Origin of the sequence: Zymobacter palmae, from assembly GCF_003610015.1 — a bacterium.
Taxonomy (GTDB): domain Bacteria; phylum Pseudomonadota; class Gammaproteobacteria; order Pseudomonadales; family Halomonadaceae; genus Zymobacter; species Zymobacter palmae.
Genome location: NZ_AP018933.1, coordinates 1,041,779 through 1,067,245, shown reverse-complemented (window position 1 = coordinate 1,067,245; position 25,467 = coordinate 1,041,779). Strand labels below are relative to the sequence as shown.

Annotated in this window: 17 protein-coding genes, 1 pseudogene and 2 CRISPR repeat arrays (1 of these 20 running past the window's edge); of the genes and pseudogenes, 11 read left to right on the top strand and 7 right to left on the bottom strand. The window is 53.4% G+C overall.

Features of this window, described 5'->3' with window-relative positions:
• A CRISPR array of direct repeats spans nucleotides 1-674; the repeat unit is 28 nt; unit sequence TTTCTAAGCTGCCTATGCGGCAGCGAAC (it extends 555 nt beyond the left edge of the window).
• A gap of 239 nt (nucleotides 675-913) precedes the next feature.
• From cas1f to cas6f, 6 genes are all read left to right on the top strand, one after another.
• The gene (cas1f, locus tag ZBT109_RS04685; RefSeq protein ID WP_027706083.1) at nucleotides 914-1,897 is read left to right on the top strand and encodes a type I-F CRISPR-associated endonuclease Cas1f; all 984 of its coding nucleotides are present in this window, start codon (nucleotides 914-916) and stop codon (nucleotides 1,895-1,897) included.
• The gene (cas3f, locus tag ZBT109_RS04680) at nucleotides 1,894-5,289 is read left to right on the top strand and encodes a type I-F CRISPR-associated helicase Cas3f (RefSeq protein ID WP_027706082.1); all 3,396 of its coding nucleotides are present in this window, start codon (nucleotides 1,894-1,896) and stop codon (nucleotides 5,287-5,289) included. Before cas1f ends, cas3f begins: the two co-directional genes overlap by 4 nt.
• Nucleotides 5,290-5,424: 135 nt before the next feature.
• Nucleotides 5,425-6,834, top strand: a complete 1,410-nt coding sequence (gene csy1, locus ZBT109_RS04675) for a type I-F CRISPR-associated protein Csy1 (RefSeq protein ID WP_027706081.1) — start codon at nucleotides 5,425-5,427, stop codon at nucleotides 6,832-6,834.
• The gene (gene csy2 / locus ZBT109_RS04670) at nucleotides 6,831-7,823 is read left to right on the top strand and encodes a type I-F CRISPR-associated protein Csy2 (RefSeq protein WP_027706080.1); all 993 of its coding nucleotides are present in this window, start codon (nucleotides 6,831-6,833) and stop codon (nucleotides 7,821-7,823) included. The genes csy1 and csy2 overlap by 4 nt, the downstream gene beginning before the upstream one ends.
• A 55-nt stretch (nucleotides 7,824-7,878) precedes the next feature.
• A complete protein-coding gene (csy3, locus tag ZBT109_RS04665) occupies nucleotides 7,879-8,898 on the top strand; it encodes a type I-F CRISPR-associated protein Csy3 (protein ID WP_027706079.1) in 1,020 nt (339 codons plus the stop codon).
• Between the two features lie 12 nt (nucleotides 8,899-8,910).
• A complete protein-coding gene (gene cas6f, locus ZBT109_RS04660; RefSeq protein ID WP_027706078.1) occupies nucleotides 8,911-9,480 on the top strand; it encodes a type I-F CRISPR-associated endoribonuclease Cas6/Csy4 in 570 nt (189 codons plus the stop codon).
• 130 nt (nucleotides 9,481-9,610) lie between these two features.
• Nucleotides 9,611-11,259: a CRISPR direct-repeat array (repeat unit 28 nt; unit sequence GTTCGCTGCCGCATAGGCAGCTTAGAAA).
• Nucleotides 11,260-11,339: 80 nt separating this feature from the next.
• On the opposite strand, the gene speC is transcribed toward cas6f, so the two are convergent.
• Nucleotides 11,340-13,496, bottom strand: a complete 2,157-nt coding sequence (gene speC, locus ZBT109_RS04655) for an ornithine decarboxylase (RefSeq protein WP_027706077.1) — start codon at nucleotides 13,494-13,496, stop codon at nucleotides 11,340-11,342.
• A gap of 403 nt (nucleotides 13,497-13,899) precedes the next feature.
• On the opposite strand from speC, the gene ZBT109_RS04650 reads away from it, so the two are divergent.
• The gene (locus ZBT109_RS04650) at nucleotides 13,900-14,322 is read left to right on the top strand and encodes a secondary thiamine-phosphate synthase enzyme YjbQ (protein WP_027706076.1); all 423 of its coding nucleotides are present in this window, start codon (nucleotides 13,900-13,902) and stop codon (nucleotides 14,320-14,322) included.
• Nucleotides 14,323-14,364: 42 nt separating this feature from the next.
• Here the strand turns inward: ZBT109_RS04650 and hda are convergent, their stop codons facing one another.
• Complete coding sequence (hda, locus tag ZBT109_RS04645; protein ID WP_027706075.1) at nucleotides 14,365-15,057, bottom strand: DnaA regulatory inactivator Hda; 693 nt, start codon at nucleotides 15,055-15,057, stop codon at nucleotides 14,365-14,367.
• Between the two features lie 301 nt (nucleotides 15,058-15,358).
• On the opposite strand from hda, the gene purN reads away from it, so the two are divergent.
• Nucleotides 15,359-16,075 (top strand): phosphoribosylglycinamide formyltransferase, encoded by a 717-nt coding sequence (purN, locus tag ZBT109_RS04640; protein WP_027706074.1) that lies wholly within the window; start codon nucleotides 15,359-15,361, stop codon nucleotides 16,073-16,075.
• 69 nt (nucleotides 16,076-16,144) lie between these two features.
• On the opposite strand, the gene ZBT109_RS04635 is transcribed toward purN, so the two are convergent.
• The 3 genes from ZBT109_RS04635 to apbC form a co-directional block, all read right to left on the bottom strand.
• Nucleotides 16,145-17,278: an esterase-like activity of phytase family protein gene (locus tag ZBT109_RS04635; RefSeq protein WP_038279471.1), complete on the bottom strand. Its 1,134-nt coding sequence runs from the start codon at nucleotides 17,276-17,278 to the stop codon at nucleotides 16,145-16,147.
• Between the two features lie 325 nt (nucleotides 17,279-17,603).
• Nucleotides 17,604-18,173 (bottom strand): dCTP deaminase, encoded by a 570-nt coding sequence (dcd, locus tag ZBT109_RS04630; RefSeq protein ID WP_027706072.1) that lies wholly within the window; start codon nucleotides 18,171-18,173, stop codon nucleotides 17,604-17,606.
• A gap of 114 nt (nucleotides 18,174-18,287) precedes the next feature.
• Nucleotides 18,288-19,091, bottom strand: a complete 804-nt coding sequence (apbC, locus tag ZBT109_RS04625) for an iron-sulfur cluster carrier protein ApbC (protein WP_051524181.1) — start codon at nucleotides 19,089-19,091, stop codon at nucleotides 18,288-18,290.
• A gap of 490 nt (nucleotides 19,092-19,581) precedes the next feature.
• Between apbC and metG the strand changes: the two genes are divergently transcribed.
• The 3 genes and pseudogenes from metG to nth all read left to right on the top strand — a co-directional run bounded on the left by metG (nucleotide 19,582) and on the right by nth (nucleotide 23,269).
• Nucleotides 19,582-21,624, top strand: coding sequence for a methionine--tRNA ligase (metG, locus tag ZBT109_RS04620; RefSeq protein WP_027706071.1), 2,043 nt, complete (start codon nucleotides 19,582-19,584; stop codon nucleotides 21,622-21,624).
• Nucleotides 21,625-21,650: 26 nt separating this feature from the next.
• Nucleotides 21,651-22,019, top strand: a pseudogene (locus ZBT109_RS14185) (RnfABCDGE type electron transport complex subunit B); the annotation flags it as partial.
• Between the two features lie 602 nt (nucleotides 22,020-22,621).
• Complete coding sequence (gene nth, locus ZBT109_RS04610) at nucleotides 22,622-23,269, top strand: endonuclease III (RefSeq protein ID WP_027706069.1); 648 nt, start codon at nucleotides 22,622-22,624, stop codon at nucleotides 23,267-23,269.
• A gap of 204 nt (nucleotides 23,270-23,473) precedes the next feature.
• On the opposite strand, the gene ZBT109_RS04605 is transcribed toward nth, so the two are convergent.
• Together ZBT109_RS04605 and ZBT109_RS04600 are read right to left on the bottom strand one after the other, a co-directional pair.
• Nucleotides 23,474-23,767 (bottom strand): HlyU family transcriptional regulator, encoded by a 294-nt coding sequence (locus tag ZBT109_RS04605; RefSeq protein ID WP_027706068.1) that lies wholly within the window; start codon nucleotides 23,765-23,767, stop codon nucleotides 23,474-23,476.
• A gap of 246 nt (nucleotides 23,768-24,013) precedes the next feature.
• On the bottom strand, nucleotides 24,014-25,234 hold the full coding sequence (locus ZBT109_RS04600; RefSeq protein WP_027706067.1) for an argininosuccinate synthase: 1,221 nt from the start codon (nucleotides 25,232-25,234) through the stop codon (nucleotides 24,014-24,016).
• Nucleotides 25,235-25,467: the final 233 nt, after the last annotated feature.

Sequence of the window (25,467 nt, the reverse complement as noted above, 5' to 3'; positions counted from 1 at the left end):
TGCGGCAGCGAACGACGCACGGGGCGTGTTCATGCGGGCACAGACTTTCTAAGCTGCCTATGCGGCAGCGAACGAAGACGTCATTCCCTGCGCGGATCGCGTCACTTTCTAAGCTGCCTATGCGGCAGCGAACAGCGAGATTACGACCGGATTTAAGTTCGTGATTTTCTAAGCTGCCTATGCGGCAGCGAACCATGAGAGGAAACTTAGAAAGCGCGACAAATATTTCTAAGCTGCCTATGCGGCAGCGAACCGCAGGTCCACAACGTTAATCGCTGCCTTTGCTTTCTAAGCTGCCTATGCGGCAGCGAACAATAAGAGTCCAAATGATGGAATAAGATTGCATTTCTAAGCTGCCTATGCGGCAGCGAACTCTGCCCATCAGGAAAAGTAACGGAGCATATATTTCTAAGCTGCCTATGCGGCAGCGAACAAGAGGCTCAGAAAATTTTTGGTTCTCTGCTTTTTCTAAGCTGCCTATGCGGCAGCGAACATAATAATCAAAAAATTCTTTAGGTTTTTCAAGTTTCTAAGCTGCCTATGCGGCAGCGAACATTGCTTCTCCTGAAACCTGTTTCCCCTTAAATTTCTAAGCTGCCTATGCGGCAGCGAACATACGAGCACACCAGGGACGGAGTGACAGGCATTTCTAAGCTGCCTATGCGGCAGCGAACTAGAGCTATATCAGCCTAATACTTTATTTCTAAAAGAAAAGCGTTCTGTTTGAAAGAAAATACCCTTTTTATTCTCCCTACTCAGCATGCACATAAAAACAATGGGTTATAGACACTGGTAGAAAAAGGGTACGTCATCTCAAACGATAGTGGGCTTTTTGCATGCATCAGTAGCTTTGCATTTCTATATTTCTGAAAGAAACTAACACTTCAATCTTTCTGCCCCTAGGACGTTGATGATGGACGATATTCACGCTAGCGACCTAAAAACAATCCTTCACTCTAAACGAGCCAACCTGTACTACCTGCAGCACTGCCGAGTTCTCGTCAATGGCGGGCGGGTAGAATACGTTACCGATGAGCAACAACGATCTCGCTATTGGAATATTCCCATAGCAAATACGACCTGCCTCTTGCTGGGAACGGGCACATCCATTACCCAGGCCGCTATGCGAGAGCTTGCTAAGGCGGGAGTCATGGTTGGATTTTGTGGAGGCGGCGGCACGCCTTTATTTACAGCGAATGAAGTTGAAATGCCCGTATCTTGGATGTCGCCTCAAAGTGAATATCGCCCAACCGAATACCTTCAGCAATGGTGCCGCTTCTGGTTTGATGATGCGTTGAGATTGGCCGCTGCTAAACATTTTCAATCCGCACGACTCAAACAGATTCGGCAACACTGGCTTAACCAACGCTTCCAACGTGACAACGACTTTGCCCCTTCAGAAAGTGCCCTAAACTCGGCGCTAGGCGCGATGGAACGCTCTCTGTCATCTATTCCCGATACAACAATGCTACTGACAGAAGAAGCACGCATGACGAAGCATTTATACGCACTGGCAGTACGGTCAACGGGATATGACACAGATTTTACTCGCGCAAGCCGTGGCAACGGCATGGATCCAGCCAACCACTTCCTCGATCATGGCAACTATCTCGCCTATGGACTGGCAGCCACAGCGTGCTGGGTATTGGGCCTCCCTCATGGGATGGCCGTGCTTCACGGCAAGACTAGGCGTGGCGGACTAGTCTTTGACGTCGCAGACATTGTCAAAGACGCACTGATTCTACCGCAGGCCTTCATCTCAGCTGCGCGTGGCGACACAGAACAGGAATTTCGTCAGGCCTGTATAGAACGGATGACCCAGCATGAAGCGTTAGACACCATGATCAACGTTCTTCAGGATACCGCAGCCACATTATCAGCAGAGGTACAGGCATGAACATTCTGTTGATTTCCCAATGCCAAAAAAATGCATTAAAGGAGACACGCCGTATCCTAGACCAGTTTGCCGAACGCAAAGGAGAGCGCACTTGGCAAACATCCATAACGAACGCGGGCCTGAACACATTGCGCATGCTGCTCCGCAAGCGCGCCCGCCGAAATACAGCCGTTGCTTGTCACTGGATTAGGGGACAAAACCACAGTGAGCTTTTGTGGATAGTAGGCAATGCCTCTCAGTTTAATGAAACAGGTACCGTACCCACAAACATGACTCGCCGCGACATCCTACGCCAAGATGATGAGGACAACTGGCATGCACTTGATAAAGTGCGTTGGCTCGCATCAATAGCGGCTCTATTTCATGACTTAGGCAAAGCAACCGATGCGTTTCAGGAAAAACTTCGCGGCAAGAAGCTTGAACGTAACCGCTACCGGCATGAGTGGGTATCGCTGCGCCTGCTAGAAGCATTTGTTGGGCAAGACAGCGATGAACAGTGGCTGAAGCGTTTATGCTCTCAAGAAGGAAAAGCCACTTCCGCTTGGCTAGACATGATGAAGAAAGACGGCATTGATGTGCCAGCGGCACCTCCGTTTCGCGGTCTTCCTCCTCTGGCCAGCGCCATCGGCTGGCTGATAGTGACCCACCATCGCCTACCACTAATGCCAAGCTTCCAGGATGACGGAAGCCAGTCTTGGCTGGGGGATAAGGCTGTACGTTGGCAAGATGAACTAACATCTGGGCTTCATAACGTAACGGCCTACTGGAATGAAGCATTCAGACCAATTGAAGATGATATTTCCGTATGGTGGAAATGTTCTCAAGGCCTACCGGTTGCGGACCCTAACTGGCATAAGCGCGCCAAACGGCTCGCCGAGCAGGCATTTAAGGCCCCGTGGTGGAAAGAAGATCATTCATCACTGCTGGCATCGCCATACATCATGCACTTGGCACGTCTCTGCCTAATGATGGCGGACCACCATTATTCCAGCCTGAGTAAAGGAATGGATGACAGGTTCAAACCTCGGGTTCTTTATGCGAACACCATGCTGGATCGCCAAGCTTGGCCCAACGTAAAGCGCCAACCCAACCAAACATTAACCGATCATCTACTGGGGGTAACCCGTTGCGCCGGGGAAGTTGCCCATCGCCTTCCATCTTTGGAAAAAGGACTCAGGGGAATAACCCAACATCGCCTATTCAGACGGCGCAGCTGCTTAGCTCGTTTCCGCTGGCAGGATCGAGCATTTGATCTCGCTGAGTCACTGCAGGAACGAAGCCAACAGCAAGGCTTTTTCGGCGTCAACATGGCTTCCACCGGATGCGGCAAGACCTTGGCAAACGGCCGCATCATGTATGCACTTGCCCACCCGAGACGTGGCGCGCGTTTCACGGTTGCGCTGGGGCTACGCACTCTTACCTTGCAAACGGGCAATGCTTATAGGCGGCATTTGAAGCTAAGCGAAGATGACCTTGCCATACGCGTGGGAGGCAGCGCCCAGATGGCTCTCTATCGCCATGCCATCGATCAAAATGAAAAGGAGTCTCTTTCGGGATCGAGCTCAGATGAAGCGCTCATTAACGATGGTAGCCAAATTGACTATGTCGACAGGCTGGACCCGCACCCGTTATTACATACCTTCATTCATGACCCTCGTGCGCAGCAATTCATCAGCGCCCCTATCATGACATGCACCATTGACCACTTGATGCCGGCAACAGAAAGCATCCGAGGCGGACATCAGATAGCACCGATGCTGCGTTTGATGACGAGTGACTTAGTACTCGATGAACCCGATGATTTTGATATAAAGGACTTCCCTGCGCTCACTCGTTTGGTGTACTGGGCTGGCCTGTACGGTTCTCGCGTCATGCTCTCGTCAGCCACACTCCCCCCATTCATGGTGCAAGGACTTTTCGAAGCCTATAAAACCGGTCGACAACAGTTTCGACAACACCAAGGGGATCCCGCTGCCCAAGATGCTATCTGCTGCGCATGGTTTGATGAGCAACACTGCAGCGCCAGCAATTGCTCCACGCAGGAAGACTTCGAACACGCACACGACGCTTTTGTGCGCCAGCGACATGCATTTCTAGAAGAAAAAACGCTTCAGCAGCCTATTCGTCATGGCTCGATTCTTTCCACTGAAAGGATCAGGCACTCACCAGATACACTTTACGAGGATATGGCGGAAAGACTGATCGCACAGGCGGTTGCACTTCACAAAAAACATCATGGCACAGCCCCAGACGGCCAGCACGTTAGCTTCGGCCTGATACGAATGGCCAATATCAACCCGCTGGTAGCCGTAGCGCATCGGATGTTCAGCCAAGAGGCCCCTAGGGGGATCGTAATCCACCTCTGCGTTTATCATTCCCAATTTCCACTGCTATTACGCTCACGCAAAGAACAGATGCTGGACGCCATACTGGATCGCCATGACCCTGACGCCATCTATCACCATCCAGACATAGCACCATTGCTGGCAGAAGCACCAAACCAACAGCATATATTCATCGTGTTGGGCTCCCCAGTTACAGAAGTCGGCCGTGATCATGACTACGATTGGGCCATTGTAGAACCCTCATCCATTCGCTCGATCATTCAGCTAGCAGGGCGAGTACAGCGCCATCGTCAGACCCCATCTGCCACGCCTAACATCGCACTGTTAAATACCAACCTGTGTGCAATCAAGTACCCTCAATCGCCAGCATTCATGCGCCCAGGATTCGAAGATGATCGTCGCTGGCATCTACAAAAGCACTATCTTGATCAAGGGCTGCTCCCAGACGGCTTCTTAAACGGCATTGACTCTCGGCCACGACTCGTTACACCGGCATTTAGTCGGCCGCCTAATCCCCGGCAGTACTTGGCGCCAAGTGACACACTCTGTTCTCTGGAGCACCAGCGAATAGGCTATGTCATGAAGCCAGCCTTTCACGCTCGCTACCCCACTATCCGCCCTCAGCCTGTAGTGGGCGCATTCAGCGTATATCAACACCCTTACGTTACCTTGACGGGCATCCTTCCCCAGCATCAGCCATTTCGCGAGCAGGTACGTCGCCAAGCAGACTTTGCATTCATGCCAGATGAATCGTTCGAGCACGAAAGCTTCTGCCGAGTGCAAGACGACTACGAGCAGACACTCAACACGACCGTTGAATACTTGATAGAGCGAACTGACTTAAAGCCATCATGCAATGTGCGCCCCTGGGGAGATGCAGATTATCTGCGCGCACTGACAGCCTTGGCTAACTTGATGCAGATATCAGTAGAGGAATGTGCGTGGCGTTTTGGAAGGCTGACACTGCCCGATGTAGAACAGGAAAATGGCGCGCCCAAAAAATGGGCTTACCATCCGGTGGTGGGAATAAGCCACTATAGCGATTGATATATAACTATTGATATTTCCATCAAATGAAAACTGCACTTTAGACTAGCTAGAGGAACTCAAAACACAAAGGTTACAATTCGTACATATTGAATAATATTTTCACTATTTATTCCGCAATGGAGTTATCTTCCTATGCCCAGCCCTCTTTCTGCGGATGCACTCGCTATCAGAAGCCTTATAGAAGGCTTCATTGCAGAACGTCGAGATATAAAACTGGAAAAGCTATCGCCAGATGATGAGCGATATTCAAAAATTGTTGAGCAATTCGAACGCGAGGCTTGGCTAGAAGATGCCGCTCGTCGGGTTTGTCAACTTCAAGTTGTCACTCATGTTCTAAAGGGCATTCATCCAGATGCTAAAGGCACCAACCTTTTTGTTCGCCCTGAAGAGCTACCAACAACCAACGCGTTAGGCTCTCATGCCAGCCAGGGCCAACTTTCAGATGTCACAGGCAATGCCGCTGCTCTGGATGTCTACAAATTTTTAAAGCTTGAGCACCAAGGGCGCTCTTTACTAGACAGGCTCTCGTGTCAGTGCCCCGATACGTTAGCTGCTCTTAGTGATTCGGCTGTTATTGCCAAGGAATGGGCCGCTTCTTTTGCTGCTATTACGGTTGCCAAAGGAACTCCCGCATCGCATGTCTGCGCCAAACAAATGTATTGGCTGAAAGGATTGGATGCCACCTGCAATGACGACTATGTTTTGCTGGCCCCGCTGTTTCCTTCTTCGTTAGTTCATGATGCTTTTCAGAAAATACAGCACGACCGTTTCAGTGAAGAGGCAAAGGAAGCACGAAAAGCTTATAAAGCCGGTAAGCCTTCTGATAATGAGGTACACCGCTACCCAGAAATGGCCATCCGTAAGCTGGGGGGCACCAAGCCACAAAATATTTCTCAACTCAACAGTGAACGTGGTGGCAGCAATATACTTTTGAGCGGGCTTCCGCCTCAGTGGAATGCCTCTCATATACGCCCCATTCTCAACACACGCTCTGCATTCGGACAACTTCGCCAACAACGCGGTTTCTATAGACCGTTAAACGAACTGCGTAAATTCTTGCACAGCGACCCTATAGCCAATATCGCAACGCGTCGAAAAGTACGTCGGTTGATCGAACGAGCAATGGACAGTGTCATTGACTTCACTATGAAGATGCATGAACTGCCACCGGGCTGGTCTGCAATCAATACCTTACTGGAAGACGGTACGACACAGCGGTGTGATTTACATAAGCATGAAAAACACTGGCTGGATCCTTTCCGCGCAGCAACGGATGCCGCATTCCGCCACGAAAGGCAACACACTCATTGGCAAGAGGAACTTCGCCGAGATATCGCACGAGAAATCAATAGGGTGCTCAACAGAGGAAGTAACTCCCTTGGCGCCAGTGATACGGAAATTCAGGAATGGAGGCACAGAGCGCTTCAACACACCTCGCTTCGTTCAATGGATTCAATCAATGCTGATTACATGTGCGAGCTGGATAAGCAACTTGAGGAAACCATTGCATTTCTGGGTGACGAAGAGGAAGGCCTCGCATGAGTGAACACATTCTTATCCTGCCTCATCTGCATATCCAAAATGCCAATGCCATTTCTAGTCCCCTGACGTGGGGATTTCCTGCAATGACGGCATTCATTGGTCTAATGCATGCTTTAGAGCGACAGTGTGCCCAAGATGGGATCGCTCTATGTTTTCACGGCATTGGAGTGGTATGTCATGAGGCCAAGCCACAGACATCGCGCTCATCTTTTGGCCAACACAGCTTTCTATTGACCCGTAATCCTCTAAAAAATGATGGCAAAACAGCGGCTATCGTTGAAGAAGGAAGGATGCATGTCGAGCTATCGCTTGTACTGATGCTTAGCGGTAATGCCAGTGAGGGCACCCAAGAAGAGCGTATGGCCTTAGCCAAACAGCTGGATGACTACGTGCATCGCATGCGTATAGCAGGAGGAAGTGTACTGCCACGCGAAAACATACGGTCAGAAAATCTGCGCCGCCCGCATCACCATCAGGTGCCACATATTGAGCCATTGGCGCTAGAAGATGATGCTCAATATACAAAGCAATTAAATCGTTTAAAGCGTCGTCTTTTACCGGGCTTTGCCCTAATCCTTCGAGAAGATGCGCTTGCTCAGCATAAGAATGCACTGCAAGAAGCACAGCCAGATGCCTCTCTATTGGATGCGTGGCTGGACCTGAGCCGTTTCAACTATCGCTACGATGCTGATGCCGCTGAAAAGCAGCATTGGCCTTTAGTGCGCCGGCCTTCTGGCTGGTTGGTACCTATTCCTATTGGTTATTGCGCCTTATCGGATGAAATTCCTGCCAATGCCATTGCCAACGCGCGAGATCCCTATACACCTCTACGCTTCGTAGAACCTCTGCTCTCCATAGGAGAGTGGCGATCTCCTCATCGACTGCAATGCATTGAAGAAATGCTATGGCGCATAAAGCCTAACTCTGACGAGCGTCTATTCCTGCTGGAGATGCTTGTTCAAGCGCCAGTCGATGGCGATGTTATTTGATACCGAATTTGAACCCGAACTAGACCACGGATTATTGATCGCTGGGAGAAATAGAATGTCTGATTTGAAAACTGCCTCCGTGCTCGCGTTTGAACGCAAGCTTGACCCATCAGATGCCTTGTTGTTCGCCGGGAGCTGGGATAATCGTGACCAAGAGCATTGGCAACCCATTGCCGTACGCGAAAAGTCCGTACGCGGCACCATATCCAACCGGCTCAAGGCCAAAGACTCCGACCCGGCGAAACTGGATGCTCAAGTTCAGAATCCCAATCTACAAACCATTGATGTGGCAACGTTGCCGCATAGCGCAGACACACTACGAGCCCGTTTTACCCTCCGCGTATTGGGAGAATTTGGTCGCCCTTCTGCCTGCAACAGCGCGGCCTATCAAGCCCGATTGCAAGAAGTGACCGAGCATTACATCAATACCTTCGGATTCAGTACATTGGCGCAGCGCTACGCCAACAACCTCGCTAATGCTCGCTTTCTATGGCGTAACCGCATGGCCGCCGAACAAATTGAAGTGCGAGTACGTGTACTTAACAAAGGTGAGCAAGAAGCGCTCTTCTCCTTTGATGCATTGTCATATTCTCTGCGGGAATTTAAAGAAGATGAACAGATCAATGCATTGGCAGTACTTATCGCTGATGCTTTGGCTGGCAAGCGCCATCTGCTGCTGGAAATCACGGCTTTCGCGCGAATGGGAGCAGGCCAAGAAGTATTTCCATCACAGGAACTGATCCTTGATCGCGAATCTCATAAGAGCCGCACACTCTATTGCCTTGATAACGTGGCGGGGATTCACTCTCAGAAAGTAGGTAACGCTCTGCGTACGATCGACACATGGTACCCACAACCAGAAAACGCTCGCGATTATGGCCCTATCGCTATTGAACCCTATGGTTCCATTACTACGCAGGGTGTTGCGTTGCGCCAACCCAAGAAAAAACCCAAGCTCGATTTCTACAATCTTTTTGACAACTGGCTATTGAAAAATGAAGTGCCGGATGAAGAACAGCAGCACTATGTCATGGCAATACTGATTCGCGGCGGCGTATTTGGCGAAGCGGGTTAAGGGAGCAATGCGATGGACCACTATATAGAACTAGCCATAGTTCCTGATCCAGAGTTCTCTGAGCCCCTGCTGATGAATGCCCTGTTTGGGAAACTACACCGTGTCCTGGCCGCGTTGTCTCGCCAAGACATCGGCGTTAGCTTCCCAGGCTATTGTGAAGGCCATCAGAAGCGGACGCTGGGACATATTCTACGTCTTCACGGTACGCCACCAGCGTTGGCAGAACTGATGACGACAGATTGGCTGAAAGGTATGCGGGATCATCTTGACGTAACGGAGTGTCAACCTATTCCTAGCCCACATGGCTACAAAAAGGTACAGCGCCGTCAGTTCAAAACAAATGCTGAACGTATACGTCGTCGGCATGCATCTCGTCATGGCGAAACGCTGGAGGAGGCAAGATCTCACATACCCGACAGTGTCATAAGGCCAGTTGAGCTACCGTTCGTGCAGTTGAACAGCCAAAGTACACACCAGAAATTTTGCCTGTTTATTTCACAAGGTGAGCTTATGACACACCCAGCCCAAGGGACTTTCAACACCTATGGGCTTAGTAGCACCGCGACCATCCCTTGGTTCTAACCCTTTTTTTCGCCCCTTTCTTAACTTATTGATTTATAAAGGGGCGAAATTTAGCTTTTAAAAAAGGGTCTAGAATAGAAAAAACCTATATTTCTTTTTATATTCATATGATTGAGGTGATAATCGCCTAGTTCGCTGCCGCATAGGCAGCTTAGAAATTGCCCGAGGCTTTACTCATCGACATGACCGAGTTCGCTGCCGCATAGGCAGCTTAGAAATCTGAACCCTTACCACCTCCCACCGTGTACTTGTTCGCTGCCGCATAGGCAGCTTAGAAAACTACTTCGACACCCGATCGCTTCGATTCGCTGTTCGCTGCCGCATAGGCAGCTTAGAAACTCATTGCTGTGCTGTCGCAGCAGCAGTTCGCGTTCGCTGCCGCATAGGCAGCTTAGAAAACAGTGAGCTGTGGCGGGCTGATGGAGGCCGCGTTCGCTGCCGCATAGGCAGCTTAGAAAGCCGGATGAGCTGATGGATGTTCAGGCGGTCCGTTCGCTGCCGCATAGGCAGCTTAGAAATGAACGCCGCTGGCTGTGGGGGTGTCGCGTTTGTTCGCTGCCGCATAGGCAGCTTAGAAAGCGAAACTCTACGCGGAGATATCCTAGAGCTAGTTCGCTGCCGCATAGGCAGCTTAGAAAATAGATGCTCTCTGTAGTGTCCCATCCTCATTGTTCGCTGCCGCATAGGCAGCTTAGAAATCTACCTGAAGGTATCTGACAACGGCAAGCAAGTTCGCTGCCGCATAGGCAGCTTAGAAAGGGGACGAAGCAGTGGAGGTCACCTCTGTAATGTTCGCTGCCGCATAGGCAGCTTAGAAACTGGGGAGTGGACTCTGCGCGCTGGTACTTCTGTTCGCTGCCGCATAGGCAGCTTAGAAAGTGGTCACGTACACAGAACTGTCGGGGAATCAGGTTCGCTGCCGCATAGGCAGCTTAGAAAAGGCGCTCCGCCTCGGAGTAATCACCCCATTTGTTCGCTGCCGCATAGGCAGCTTAGAAAACGGTGCCACATTGATACCATGAACAGCCTCTGTTCGCTGCCGCATAGGCAGCTTAGAAAAAGTCCGCTCAGTCTGCTGCTGAAGAGCGTAAGTTCGCTGCCGCATAGGCAGCTTAGAAAAAGAAGAGTGCCCCCCCGAAAGGCAAAGAAACGTTCGCTGCCGCATAGGCAGCTTAGAAAACGGGTATCCGGCTGAATCTATTTCAGCTTGCGTTCGCTGCCGCATAGGCAGCTTAGAAACTGCTGGCTACGACTGGCGCGAATCGCTAGAGGTTCGCTGCCGCATAGGCAGCTTAGAAAGAAAGGCGGCGAAGACGAAAGCATCATCAGGAGTTCGCTGCCGCATAGGCAGCTTAGAAAAGCGGTTGCCTGCTGCGTTGCCCTCGATACGGGTTCGCTGCCGCATAGGCAGCTTAGAAAAGACCGCATAATCCCTACCGTCTGGTGATTTAGTTCGCTGCCGCATAGGCAGCTTAGAAATAGACACTACGTTGACAAATGAATCAACACCGGTTCGCTGCCGCATAGGCAGCTTAGAAAAATATGGGCAGCACGCTACAGGGCAAGGTCAAGTTCGCTGCCGCATAGGCAGCTTAGAAAAGCGCAACGCCGTCAAGTTATCGATGAAATCCGTTCGCTGCCGCATAGGCAGCTTAGAAAACAAAGGCTTGCGTGGCGGTCTTGGCTACCCAGTTCGCTGCCGCATAGGCAGCTTAGAAATCTTGACGGAGAGCTTGCTTGCATCGTCTCTGGTTCGCTGCCGCATAGGCAGCTTAGAAATGCTTTGCAAATTCAAAACGAACGATGCCCGACACTCGGTCGGGCATCACTTACCTGTACTGCATAAAATTCATCAGTAACTATGCGGACTCACGCACCACATACGCCATCAGTTGGGACGTATCATCGGTAGCGCTTTGCATAATTTTCACGCCCTGCAATTCTGGCGCGAACCCCGGCAGCGTTTTCACTAGCTGCTCAAGTGCCATGAAATAGGTCCATGCAGCATCGCTCCATGCCTCACCTGGCACAACACACAAAATGCCCGGCGGATAAGGCAATGCCCCTTCTGCTGCCACGCGCCCGCGCACAGCTGCTAGTGGCAGCAGTTCGACATCACCACGCACCAACGCATGATTGGCCTGCTGCGGAAGCATAACCACCTCAGGCATCGATTCCGCACGGAACATTGCCTTCTGCAACGCCTTCATGTCATGCCGCACATTGATATCGTGCATTTCCTGACACAGCTGACGCAAGGTGTAACCGCAATAGCGCTCACGGTATCGCTCATAAAGATGAGGCAGCACCTCTGACAGAGGAGAGTCAGCCTCTAGGTGCCGTTCGAAGGAAACCAATACCTCCACCAGATGCTGCATCTTTGCGGCATCTTCAGCAGGCGTCAGCAAAAAGAGGATTGAGTACAAATCACTCTTCTCAGGGATGATGCCCTGAACACGCAGATAGTGCGCCAGCAACGTAGCAGGCACGCCAAAATCAGCGTACTGGCCCGTTGCCGCATCCACGCCCGGCGTGGTTAATAACAGCTTACAGGGGTCGATAAGGTACTGCCTATCACCGTATCCTTCGAATGCATGCCATTTAGCCTTTGCCGCACACGCAAAAAATCGACCATCATGCACAATCTGCTCGGTGGGATAGCTCTCCCATGGGCGCCCATCTATCGCATCAGGAATGAACGGCCGAATCTGCGTACAGCGCGTGCGCAGCGCTTTGCGAATATCAATACCAAGCCGCATGCACTCATGCCATAGCGGTGTGCCTGCGCCGCCATCGTGAATACGAGCGTTGACCTCCAGCGCAGCGAATATCGGGTAAAAAGGACTGGTTGACGCGTGCAGCATGAAGGCATTATTGAACTGGCGGTGATTGCAATAGCGCACCTGCCCTTTGATATGGGCATCTTTCTTATGGATCTGCGAGGCCTGCGAAAAACCCGCCAGCTGTTTATGCACGGACTGCGTCACGATGATTCCCGGATCATCAGGCGTCAACGTCAACAGTAGCGGCGAACAGTCCGACAAGATGTCGATGAACTGCTCGTAACCCGCCCACGCTGAATCAAACAGGATGTAATCGCACAGGTGACCTATGCGTCGAACAATCTGCTGCGCGTTGTACAGTGTACCGTCATACGTTGCCAGTTGAATGACAGCCAAGCGAAACGGCCGGGCCGATGTCTCGCGGCCGGGGGCAACGCTACGGATCTTGCCACGCAGATTCGCTTCATTGAGGGCCTTGTCATCAATCCCACCGATAAAGCCATACGGATTACGTGCCGTTTCCAGATAGATAGGAGTTGCTCCTGCTTGGATCAGGGCACCATGGTGAACGGACTTGTGGTTATTGCGATCAAACAGCACTAAATCACCGGGAGCTAATAACGCATTGGTGACGACCTTGTTGGCCGCAGACGTGCCATTAAGGACAAAAAATGTTTGATCGGCATTGAACACCTTGGCTGCATACTGCTGCGCTTCCAATGCAGCACCTTCATGAATTAAGAGATCGCCTAGCCGGACATCGGCATTACAGATGTCGGAGCGAAACAGGTGCTCACCATAAAAATCGTGGAACAGCCGTCCAGCAGGATGGCGCAGAAAGAAACGCCCACCTTGATGGCCCGGACAGGCAAATGACGAGTTACCCAAGCCAACATAACGGCTAAGGGTATCGAAGAACGGCGGAAGCAGATGTCGACGGTAATGCTTGATGGACTGCTCAAGCTTGTCGCTGTGCGCTGGTTCATCAAGCGCCAGCCAAGCACATCCTTCCGGCAATGCATCACTGGCATCATGTTCATCACGAACAATAAATGCGGGGACACCAAATCCTGTGCGCTGCAATACGCTCAGAATTCCGGTATCCAGTTCTTGGCGCGTCAAAACGACAGCGCCCACATCGGTAAAATCTGTCTGGCCTAGCGCCACAATTGGACGATCGGTTATCAGACGACAGGCCACGGTTGCATTAGCAGCGATCTTCAATGGTTTCATTAAACCAGTCCCACCTCCATCTCATAGAGAGTATGCATATATCCACGGGTGCGATGCCGCCATATGACTTCGGCACCGCCGCGTTGACATAGAAGGATGGGGAACGAATCTGTCTCGCAATCACCCACGGTGCGCCAGCCTCTATCTCAATAGCCCCTTATTGCGCCATGAGACCGGCCCCTGATAGGAGGGTAGATATAGCGGAGAAATAATGCGAACGAAAGGCAATTCGATAAAGAAAAGAAAAAACTTAAGGCGAGATAAGACTCAGCTAAAATTAGCAGGCACGCTAATCAACGAGTACAGCAGCTTGTAATCGTTGACGTGCACCATCATGCTTTTGTGAACAAAGCATTGGAAAGAACCACTACCTACAAAGAGCACGTGAAGGAACGTCATCTACATGTGGCTACAAAAAGAACTCCGACTTTCCCCTTTTCGCAGAGGCTTTCATCTCATTACGGATGAAATAGAGCATGCACTGAGCGCAGAACTGCGCCAGATCAATGTGGGTCTGCTTCACGCGTTCATCAAGCATACATCAGCATCGCTGACGATTAACGAAAATGCCGATCCGACGGTACGGGTCGATTTTGAAAGCTTTTTCAACCATGCGGTGCCTGAAAACGAGCCTTACTATCGCCATACCTACGAAGGCAGCGATGACATGCCCGCTCACCTGAAAAGCAGCCTGTTAGGACCTAGCGTACAGATTCCGGTCTCTGCAGGACGCCTCAACCTCGGAACATGGCAGGGAATCTACCTGTGCGAACATCGCAATCACGGAGGACGTCGGACGCTAGTGCTGACGCTTCAAGGCGAATAGCACTACACCGGTGATCTATATGGCATGGTATGAAGCGCCTCGCTACCACTCCAGTGCTTCGCGCACGAAGGGAATAGTCAGCTTGCGCTTAGCCGACAACGAGGCCATGTCCAGCCGATCAAGAACTTCAAACAGTTCTGACAGCCGCCGCGGGCCACGATGCAGGATGTAGCGCGCCACCTCGTGAGGGAGCTGCATGCCCCGCATCGCTGCTCGCAGAATCAAGGCATCGCGCCGCTGCTCATCTGTCGGTGGGCTGAGGTGAAACGTCATGCCCCATCCCAAGCGGGATGCTAGATCAGGCAGTTTGACATCCAGCTGGCGCGGCGCGCACGGCGCACTGACGACCATGCGCTTACCCGCATCACGCATGCGATTAAAGCAGTGAAACAACCCTTCTTCCCAGCGCTTTCGCCCCATCACGACGTCAATGTCGTCCAGCGCCAGTAAATCAAGGTGCTCAGTATCCTCTAGCATCAGCGGCGGAAAGTGACCCAGCTGCTGAAGCGGCACATAGAGAGAACGCATGCCTTGATCGCTGGCATCGTGACATGCCGCCTGCAACAGGTGGCTACGCCCCGTCTCTTCATTGCCCCACAGATAGACCAACGGTTCGTCCGCACGCTGCAGCTGAAGTTTCAGTGCAGCGATAGCGCCAGCATTATCTCCCGGCAGAAAACTGGCAAACGTTGCGTCATCATGGATACCCACGCCCAACGGCAATTGCCACGGCATTGCTTCTCCTGAAACCTGTTTCCCCTTAAAGGGTCATCCCCGGTCGTGAACGAGGCCGTCCTGCCTGTCACTCCGTCCCTGGTGTGCTCGTATCCATGCCCATTGGCGACTCTATAATGGCCGCGGATGGTGCTACAATGCGGCCCCTCTATTCTTGCTGGTCATGAACGGCACACCTTGTCATGTCATTATCATACCTCATTGTTCACGCGGTGAGGCCATACTGACGCCAAGCCTTCCCTTTCGGGTTGCCGCACTTGCCAGTCATTACTGCTTTTTCGACCACGTCAGGAGCTTTCCCATGGACGACAAAACCGACTCAGGCTTCACTCCCGAACAAGTGCCGCCCCGCCGCATCGTCGCGCTGCTGTCAGGCGAAGGCAACCGGCTGGAAGCGCTGATCGAGGCTCAGTCTCACGATGAGTTGGGGGGCGAACTGGTCGCCGTCATTGCCGATCGCACCGATACTGCCGGCACGGAAAAGGCTCATGCGGCAGGTATCGACGTTGCCATACTGCCCCGTGATGAATACGACACGCCGACAGCTTATGATGGCGCACTGATAAAAACGATCGAACGCCATGCCCCAGACCTAGTAGTGCTTGATGGCTTCTGGCACATCTTCAGCCCAATATTCACCAGCCGCTTCAACGGACGATTGCTGAACTGTCACCCATCGCTGCTGCCCGCACTGGTGGGGCGTCACACGCACCAGCGTGCACTGGATGAAGGTCTACAGGAGCACGGTGCCAGCGTGCATTTCGTCATCGAAGGGCTGAATACGGGACCGCTCATCATTCAGGCCGTGGCCAAGGTGGCCAGCGATGACACAGCGGAAACGCTGGCAGAGAAAGTGCTGGCTCGCGAAGAACTGATCTACCCGATCGCCATTCGCTGGTTCCTAGAAGGACGCCTAAAACTGGGGGCACAGGGAGCCGAGCTGGACGGCATCCTGCTGCCACCGACCGGGCTTCGCCTATCAAACGAAGACGCCGAAGAAGAACTCAACGGCGAATAATAGGGCGAGAATAGTATAGAGGTGCGTGCCGACTACCCTGCACAGTGGCAGGGTAGTCGTCTGGATCTATCAATGCGGTCGTTGCTCAATCTTGAATGCGAAGAACTGGTTTTTTTGATGCACGCTAAAGTTGTCATCTGACGCAAAGACAAGTACCTCGCTGCCATCGGCGGCACGCCCCAGAGCAACGCTTTCGATATTGTCAGGCACAAGTCCCATCGCACGAAAATCGATCAACTGGCTCTTGCGTATCGGCGTGATGCGTTGATTGGTGTTCGCCAACGATGACAGATGCAGTACATCGGTCGCGCCGGCGATATCCGCCATAAAAACCTTAATGGTCGCCCCATAGCCACTGGCAAAGCTGCGCTCAATAACCAACAGACGATGATCGTCGAGTGCCACCACTTCCGACACGCCATTATCGTTGGAATATGGAGAACGTAGTGCAGGCTGCGGCACCGGTGAAACAGGATAGGTATAGGCCGCCGTCGGTTGGCCACTGCGAGCATCGTAGCGCACGAATCGGGCTAAGCTGCCAGACGTCAGCCGCGCGATCGATCCATCTTGGCGCAGCGACGTTTCCATCCCCGCGATCAAGTCGCCGGAAGGCAGTACGGCAAGCCCCTCAAATGCGAGGTTGTCACGAATGCCACTCTGCCTGTCCGCTGTGGGCGCAAAACCTTCCGGCACTGAAAACTCTTTGACCCAAGCGCCATTATTGTCGGCAACACGCACCACGGACGGCAAGCCTGCACGCGCACTGCCTTCACTCGTCCAGTAGAGCTGGTTGTTCGGCCCACGCCGGACCGATTCCGGATCGACACTGCCTGCGGCGAAAGGCTGTCCATTGCGATCCTTAAGCGTGATGGTGCGTACCACATCAACGCGCCGTATCTGTCCAGGCTGAATGTCGATGGCCAGCTCATAGATACGCGCGGGAGCCTTCTGCGATCGGTCATCGCTGATGGCCAAGTAGTGGCCCGTTGCGGGATCGAAATCCAGCCCCGATATCCCTCCGAAGGGAATACCATCAAATTGAGTATCCCACGGTAACGAATACTCACCGATATAGTTCAGAGAGACACCTGCCGAACAATCTCCCATCGGACAAGGCATACGGATCTGCGTCGCCCCCTCCATTCCTGACGCTAACGGTACGGAAAAGAGCACCGCTAACGCACTACCGGCGAACCACTGCATGATCTTCACTGCCTATCTCCTTTTGCCTTCAATATGTTGCGCCCACTATAGTCACCGATCGATGACAGTTAGATGACGCCATTGATGCGTTATTACGCCATAGCCTAGGAGCTCTCAGGCAGTGCCATGGCCCGACACATTAAACATCCGATCGTTCACCGCACTCCACATCAAGGCGTTCTGAACATCATCGCTACGATAAAACTCTTCGTTTGTGCACAGCGCATAAAAAAAGCACCAACCTTAACGGTTGGTGCTTTTCCATTCACAAACAGCACTATGTCGGCGCAGCCGGTCGTGCTCGCCTTAGCGGAGTCGCGCGCGATCAGGTACGCGGCAGAGTGACGCCACGCTGGCCTTGGTATTTACCGTTGCGATCGCCGTAGGACACATCGCAGATTTCGTCGGATTCAAAGAACAGCATCTGCGCCACGCCTTCGTTGGCATAGATCTTCGCGGGCAGGTTAGTGGTGTTGGAAAATTCCAGCGTCACGTGCCCTTCCCACTCAGGTTCCAACGGCGTGACGTTAACGATGATGCCGCAGCGCGCGTATGTGGATTTACCCAAGCATACCGTCAGAACGCTGCGCGGGATGCGGAAATATTCCACCGTACGTGCCAGCGCAAACGAGTTCGGCGGAATAATGCAGACGTCGCCCGTCACGTCTACGAAGCTGCGATCATCGAAGTTCTTAGGGTCAACGGTCGCAGAGAAGATGTTAGTGAACACCTTGAATTCGTTTGCACAGCGGACGTCATAGCCATAGCTGGAGGTGCCATAGGAAATGACGCGCTGCCCGTCTTCAGCGTTACGGACCTGATCGGCTTCGAAAGGCTCGATCATGCCGTGGTCGCGTGCCATTCGACGAATCCAGTGGTCCGATTTGATACTCATGCGCTGCGCCTACCTGTCAATCTGTGAAGTCATGACTGACCGCTATGGCCAGCCGTCTGTGCTTGTGCGCGAGGATACCAGACTTTCCCCATCACCACATTATCAGCGCCCGCATCAGCTGAAGCCAATGGTGGGACCTGAGGCTTCCGGCTGGGCCTGACATGCCTCATCCAGCTGCGCCACGATCGAGGCGAAGTGCTGAGCGGCAGGCTGATCCGGTGCAGCGATGACGGGCGGCACGCCTTTATCCATCTGCTCACGGACCGACAGCGCCAATGGTAGGCGGCCGAGGACCGGTGCGTTGTAACGCTCGGCAATGCGCTGACCGCCCCCTTCACCAAAAATAGCTTCTTGGTGCCCACAGCATGAGCAGGTATGAAAACTCATATTTTCAACAATTCCCAACACCGGCACATGCACCTTGCGGAACATCTCGATTCCTCGCTCAGCATCCAGCAGCGCGATATCCTGCGGCGTGGTCACGATGACGGCACCGGACACGGGGACTTTCTGTGCCAGCGTCAGCTGTATGTCTCCCGTGCCGGGCGGCATATCAATGAACAAATAGTCCAGTTCGCCCCACTGCGTCTGATTGTAGAGCTGCTGAAAAGCCGTTGAGGCCATCGGTCCGCGCCACACCATCGGCGTGGTCACGTCAACTAAAAAGGCGATCGACATTACCCGAAGACCATGCGCATCAACGGGGCGCATGGTCTTGTCATCGATCATGTCCGGGCGCGTCTGTGGATCGACACCCAGCATATGTGCCTGACTCGGACCATAGATATCGGCATCGAGCACACCCACTCGCTTGCCCCGCGCCGCCATGGCCAACGCCAGATTCGCCGTCACCGTCGATTTGCCGACCCCGCCCTTGCCCGATGCAACGGCAATGATATGCCCGACCGTATTCGCCATCGACCTGCTCCTTTTCTTTATTCATTCAGTGGCATAAGCGCGGCCGCTCTCACCAAGGCACCAAGGACTCACCCTCTTCCCGTTCAGCTTGGTAACAGCACGACTCGCCTTTTTTCTGCATCGAAACACATCCAATCACGCAGACGTTTCACTTCCTCTACTTTACAACGACACGCGTCATTACCCCACAACAACACTCTGGCTTAATCTGCAATGCCATGCTCCGATCGCAGGCCTGCGGCTAGCTCGCACGCGATAATGACACCCTCAGAAAAAGTGGTGTTTTTATTGGCGTTCCCACCGCGCACCCCATACCGAAATGCGGGTTAACGCGTTAGAATGTACGATTCTATCAGTATTGGATGATTGCGACGTTTCACTTCATCATCCCGAATTCTGCCGCTGTCTGCACATGCACCAACGTACCTGAGCACTGATTACCGCAGGGCATGGCAGTGCAGACAACTTCAAATGTTCGAGGCCACACCCCATGTCAAGACGCAAGATTCTGGTTACCAGCGCGCTTCCTTACGCCAATGGAGATATCCACCTAGGGCACTTGCTCGAGTACATCCAGACCGACATGTGGGTTCGCTTCCAGAAAAGCCGCGGTCATGAGTGCCACTACGTTTGCGCTGACGATGCGCACGGTACGGCCATCATGTTGCGTGCCGAGCAGGAAGGCATCACTCCGGAAGAGCTGATCGCACGCGTAAACGAAGCCCACCAAGCTGACTTCGCTAAATTCGGTGTGCACTTCGACAACTACAGCTCAACCAACTCCGATGAGAACCGCCATTTCAGCGGCGAAATCTATCGTCGTCTGCGCGACGCAGGCCATATCGCCACGCGCGACATCGAACAGATGTACGACCCTGAAAAAGGGCTGTTTCTGGCCGATCGCTTCATCAAGGGCACCTGCCCGAAATGCCATACGCCCGACCAGTACGGCGACAACTGCGAAGCATGCGGCACAACCTATACGCCAGCAGAACTGATCAATCCGGTGTCGGCCATTTCTGGTGCCACACCGGAACTGCGCACGTCGACTCACTATTTCTTCAAACTGCCGGACTTCAAAGAGTTCCTGCAGGAGTGGTTGCAGTCCGGCACCGTCCAGCCGCAAATCGCCAATAAACTGCAAGAATGGTTCGAAAACGGCCTGAAAGAATGGGACATTTCGCGTGATGCGCCCTACTTCGGCTTCGAGATTCCGGATGCGCCAAACAAATTCTTCTATGTCTGGGTCGACGCCCCTATCGGCTACGTCACCAGCTTCAAGCAGCTCGCTGATCGTGAAGGCTTAGATTTTGATAGCTACTGGGGCCCGAATGCGGATGCCGAGCTGTATCACTTCATCGGTAAGGATATCGTTTACTTCCACGCGCTGTTCTGGCCGTCGATGCTGAAAGGCGCCAACATGCGCCTGCCAACAGGCATCAACTGCCACGGTTTCGTGACCGTGAACGGTGCCAAGATGTCCAAATCTCGCGGCACCTTCATCAAGGCCGATACCTATGCGCAGTTCCTTGAACCGGAATACCTGCGCTACTACTTCGCCGCCAAGCTGAACTCCCGCGTTGAAGACCTTGACCTCAACCTTGAAGACTTCGTGACGCGCGTGAACTCCGACGTGGTCGGCAAAGTGGTCAATATCGCGAGCCGCTGTGCAGGCTTTATCAAGAAGGCAGGCGGTCGCCTATCTAGCACGGTTACTGAACCCGAACTGCTGCAGCGCTTCATTGACGCTGGGGATGATATTGCCGCTGCCTTCGAAGCACGCGAGTTCAACCAAGGCGTTCGCCAGATCATGGCACTGGCTGATGATGCCAACACCTACATTGCCGACAAAGCACCGTGGGCACTGGCCAAGCAGGAAGGCAAAGAACAGGAAGTACTGGATATTTGCTCAACTGGTATCAACCTGTTCCGCCAGCTGATGACCTACCTCTACCCGATCTTGCCTGCCATGGCGACCAAGGCACAGGCCTTCCTTCAAGTGGATTCCCTCAGCTGGGACAGCCGCCTTCAACCGCTGATTGATCACGCCATCGCACCGTTCAAGCCGCTGGCTCAGCGCGTAGACCCCAAAGCCATCGAGCAGATGCTTGATGCGTCCAAGGAAGTACTGGCAGAAGAGCAGCAGATCCGCAACGGTGGCCAAGATGCCAAAGCCGAGACAGCTGCCGCGGCGATGGAACCCATTGCCGATGAAATCACCATCGACGATTTCTTTAAGGTCGATCTGCGCATCGCTCGCATTGCGAATGCTGGCTATGTAGAGGGTTCCAAGAAGCTGCTGCAACTGACATTGGATCTCGGTGGCGAAACCCGCAACGTCTTCTCTGGTATTCGCGGGCACTACGAGCCTGAACAACTGATCGGCCGCCTGACTGTGATGGTCGCTAACTTGGCACCGCGCAAGATGCGCTTCGGCGTATCGGAAGGCATGGTGCTAGCGACGGGCAACGATGACGGCTTGTACCTGCTATCACCGGACTGCGGCGCACAGCCGGGTCAGCGAGTCAGCTAAGCATGCAGGCGTCACACATCACCGCTGATCAGATCGACGCGCTTCTGCCGCAGACACAGTGCGGCAAGTGCGGGCATCCAGGCTGTCTGCCGTATGCCAAGGCCATCGTTGATGGTGAAGCGATCAACCGCTGCCCCCCTGGGGGGCAGCGGACTGCCGATGCACTGGCTACTCTGCTGGACAAAGCCCCCCTGCCACTTGCTCAGCCCGCTGAATCGCCCCTGCTTGCCGTTATCGACGAAGACATCTGCATTGGCTGCACCAAGTGCATCAAGGCCTGTCCAGTTGATGCCATCCTTGGGGCACCCAAGCAGATGCACAGCATCCTGCGCGACGAATGCACTGGATGTGAGCTGTGCGTTATGCCATGCCCGGTAGACTGCATCAGCATGGTCCCACATCCTGGCTGGCTGGCCGCACACGCCGAGCAAGAACAGCATGCTTGGCTGGCCCACCGCGCCACACAGGGACGCCAACGTCATCAGGCACATATCGCCCGTATCGCCCAGTGGGAAGCGGAAGCGCTGGAACGCCGCCGTACGCGCCGCCACCAGCGCATCGCCACCCCGACATCACCAGCAGCGAGCACACCTACCGATGACGCAGCTCTGCGCCGTCGCTTGAAGATAAAGCTGGCCCGCATGAAGCGGGATGATTCTCTTCGTCCCCAGCTCGAAGCACAGTTACAAGCTCTAGGGGGTCAGACAGCCGCCCGCCCGGTCACACCTGTCGTTCAGCAGGCCCGCTCTCAACGCATTGCCCTCGCAGCAGCTGAAGACACGCTGCGCCGTGCTGAACGGCATCTGGCTCATTGCCAGCGCCAAGAAGGACCAATGGAAGTAGCGGCAGCCCAAGAACAGCTGGAACGCGCACAGCATCAGCTGGAACGCGCGCGCCAAGCACTCGATCCGACCTGACCGACGTATGCGAACGGTATTAGGCTTCGCCTATACTGCACCGCGAATCCATCACACCCTTTCACTATGCGACCGCCGTTATGAACAAGGCCACACGCCACGAGATATTCGTTCGTTTGCGGGATGCCAACCCGCGCCCCACGACAGAGCTGGTGTGGAACGACGATCCTTTTGAGCTGCTGATTGCTGTCCTGCTGTCGGCACAGTCCACGGATGTCGGCGTCAACAAAGCCACGCGCACGCTGTTTGCGGCAGCCAACACACCGCAGACCATGCTGGCGCTTGGACTGGACGGCATCAAAGAGCACATTCGCACGCTCGGCCTCTACAACAACAAGGCCAAGCATATCGTTGCACTCTGCGAGCAACTGCTTGAGCACCATCAAGGTGAAGTACCCCGTTCACGCGCGGCACTCGAAGCGTTGCCGGGCGTGGGGCGCAAGACAGCCAACGTAATCCTCAACACCGCATTCGGCGAACCCACGATTGCTGTCGATACGCATATCTTTCGCGTCTCCAATCGCACCGGGTTAGCGCCGGGTAAGAACGTCAATGAAGTGGAACAGAAACTGCTGAAGGTCGTGCCAGACGAGTTCAAGCTAGATGCGCATCACTGGCTAATACTGCACGGTCGCTATACCTGCGTGGCCCGCAAGCCTCGCTGTGGCAGCTGCATCATTGAAGACCTGTGCGAATTCAAGGACAAAACCGAGCCCGCTACGGCTTGACCGCTACGCATACAAGCTCACTCTGAACAGAACCGCCATTCATTGATATGCGCTGATAGCCTCACCCATTTATGAGCGCCTCTCAGCAGTAGTGCATGCTCGCAGTCTTTCATCCTCACCTTTACCGCGCGCCAACGAATAGCCCCCATAGAAAATAGAAAAGGGACGCTCGCGTCCCTTTTCTATTTCATCTACGCAATACATTTAGAACAGAGGTGTTTCCTGTTCGTCGATAAACTGACGCGCCTTGAGCTGCGTCATACGTATTGCCGTTTCACGATCAGGAAAGGTGTCCGCACGATCAAAAGGAATCGACAGATCACCATCTTCCTCAGGCGGCTGCCGGATGGTACCGCTAATACGATACTGACCATTCTGTTCAACGGGGGCCGCCACGATATCGCACCCCTGATAGCGCAGCGGCTCGGCTTCCTGCGGTTTCTTGCTTCCCGCAGCCGATTCCGTCCCGCCCAGAATGCGTTTCAACCACTTCAACATAGCGCTTCCCTCCTATGGGCATGACAAGTTATTGCCACGATACTGTGTGCATTTTTCACCGCGCGCAATCCCTTCTACGGTCTAACTCAAGCGTAGAGCACGCTCATTCAGAAATATCAGCATAGTGATCATCGCGAGAAGGCGACCGGACATACGGCCAGCACGGCAAGACGATCACCCTAGGTTCTCCATAAAAAAATCGGCGCCCGCATGAGGCGCCGATTCTCAATAGTATCCACCTAAAGATCAGACTTCGTGACGACCTTTAGAAGCGGCAATACGCAGACGCAGTGAGTTCAAGCGAATGAACCCATGAGCATCTTTCTGATCGTATGCACCCGCATCATCTTCAAACGTTGCAATAGATGCATCGAACAGGGAGTCATCGGACTTACGACCAACAACCGTTACACTGCCTTTGTACAGCTTAACGCGAACCACACCGTTGACGACGCTCTGCGTTTCGTCGATGGCGGCCTGCAACATGTGGCGTTCCGGAGACCACCAGTAACCGTTGTACACGATTTCCGCGTACTTCGGCATCAGACCATCCTTCAAGTGAGCCGCTTCGCGGTCCAGCGTGATGGATTCGATAGCGCGGTGCGCTTTCAGCATGATGGTGCCCCCTGGGGTTTCGTAGCACCCACGGGATTTCATGCCTACATAGCGGTTCTCGACGATATCCAGACGACCGATACCGTTTTCGCCACCCAGACGGTTCAGTTCGGCCAGCAGCTCGTGCGGTGCCAGTTCCTTGCCATCCAGCGCAACCGGATCACCGTTGCGGTAGGTGATTTCGAGGTAGGTCGGAGCATCCGGAGCCTGCTCGGGGCTGACACTCCAACGCCACATGTCATCTTCCGCTTCGGCCCACGGGTCTTCCAGCATGCCGCCCTCATAGGAGATGTGCAGCAGGTTGGCATCCATCGAGTACGGGGATTTTTTCTTGTTCTTAGCGTAGTCTACTGGGATGTTGTGCTCTTCACAGTAGGCCATCAGTTTTTCACGGGAGTTGAGATCCCATTCACGCCACGGCGCGATGACCTTGATACCCGGTTTGAGCGCATAAGCGCCCAGCTCGAAACGCACCTGGTCGTTACCTTTACCGGTAGCACCGTGTGCGATGGCATCGGCACCGGTTTCATTGGCGATTTCAACCAATCGTCGAGCGATGAGCGGACGTGCGATGGAAGTACCCAGCAGGTACTCACCTTCATAGATGGTGTTGGCACGGAACATCGGGAATACATAGTCACGCACGAAGGTTTCGCGCAGATCTTCAATGTAGATTTCCTTGATGCCCAGCTGACGTGCCTTTTCTCGTGCCGGTTCGACTTCTTCACCCTGACCCAGATCGGCCGTGAACGTCACGACTTCACAGTTGTAGGTTTCCTGAAGCCATTTGGCGATCACGGAAGTATCCAGCCCACCCGAGTAGGCCAGCACCACCTTCTTCACGTCGGACATGCTCATCTCCTTTTGTTTGTACTGATCGTGGTACAGCCAGCGTACGCCATAGGCGGTTATCTCCGCACTATGCATATGAAATTGCTGATACCGCAGTATATCGTCATGTATGACCTATCGTACACCACCGAGGACGAATCGCGCCCAATCTGATACAATCGCGACCACTTGCCTCTTAAAGGCATGTCTTTCTTACTCATGAAGGCCATCCGCGGATGACCTCTGATGCAAGG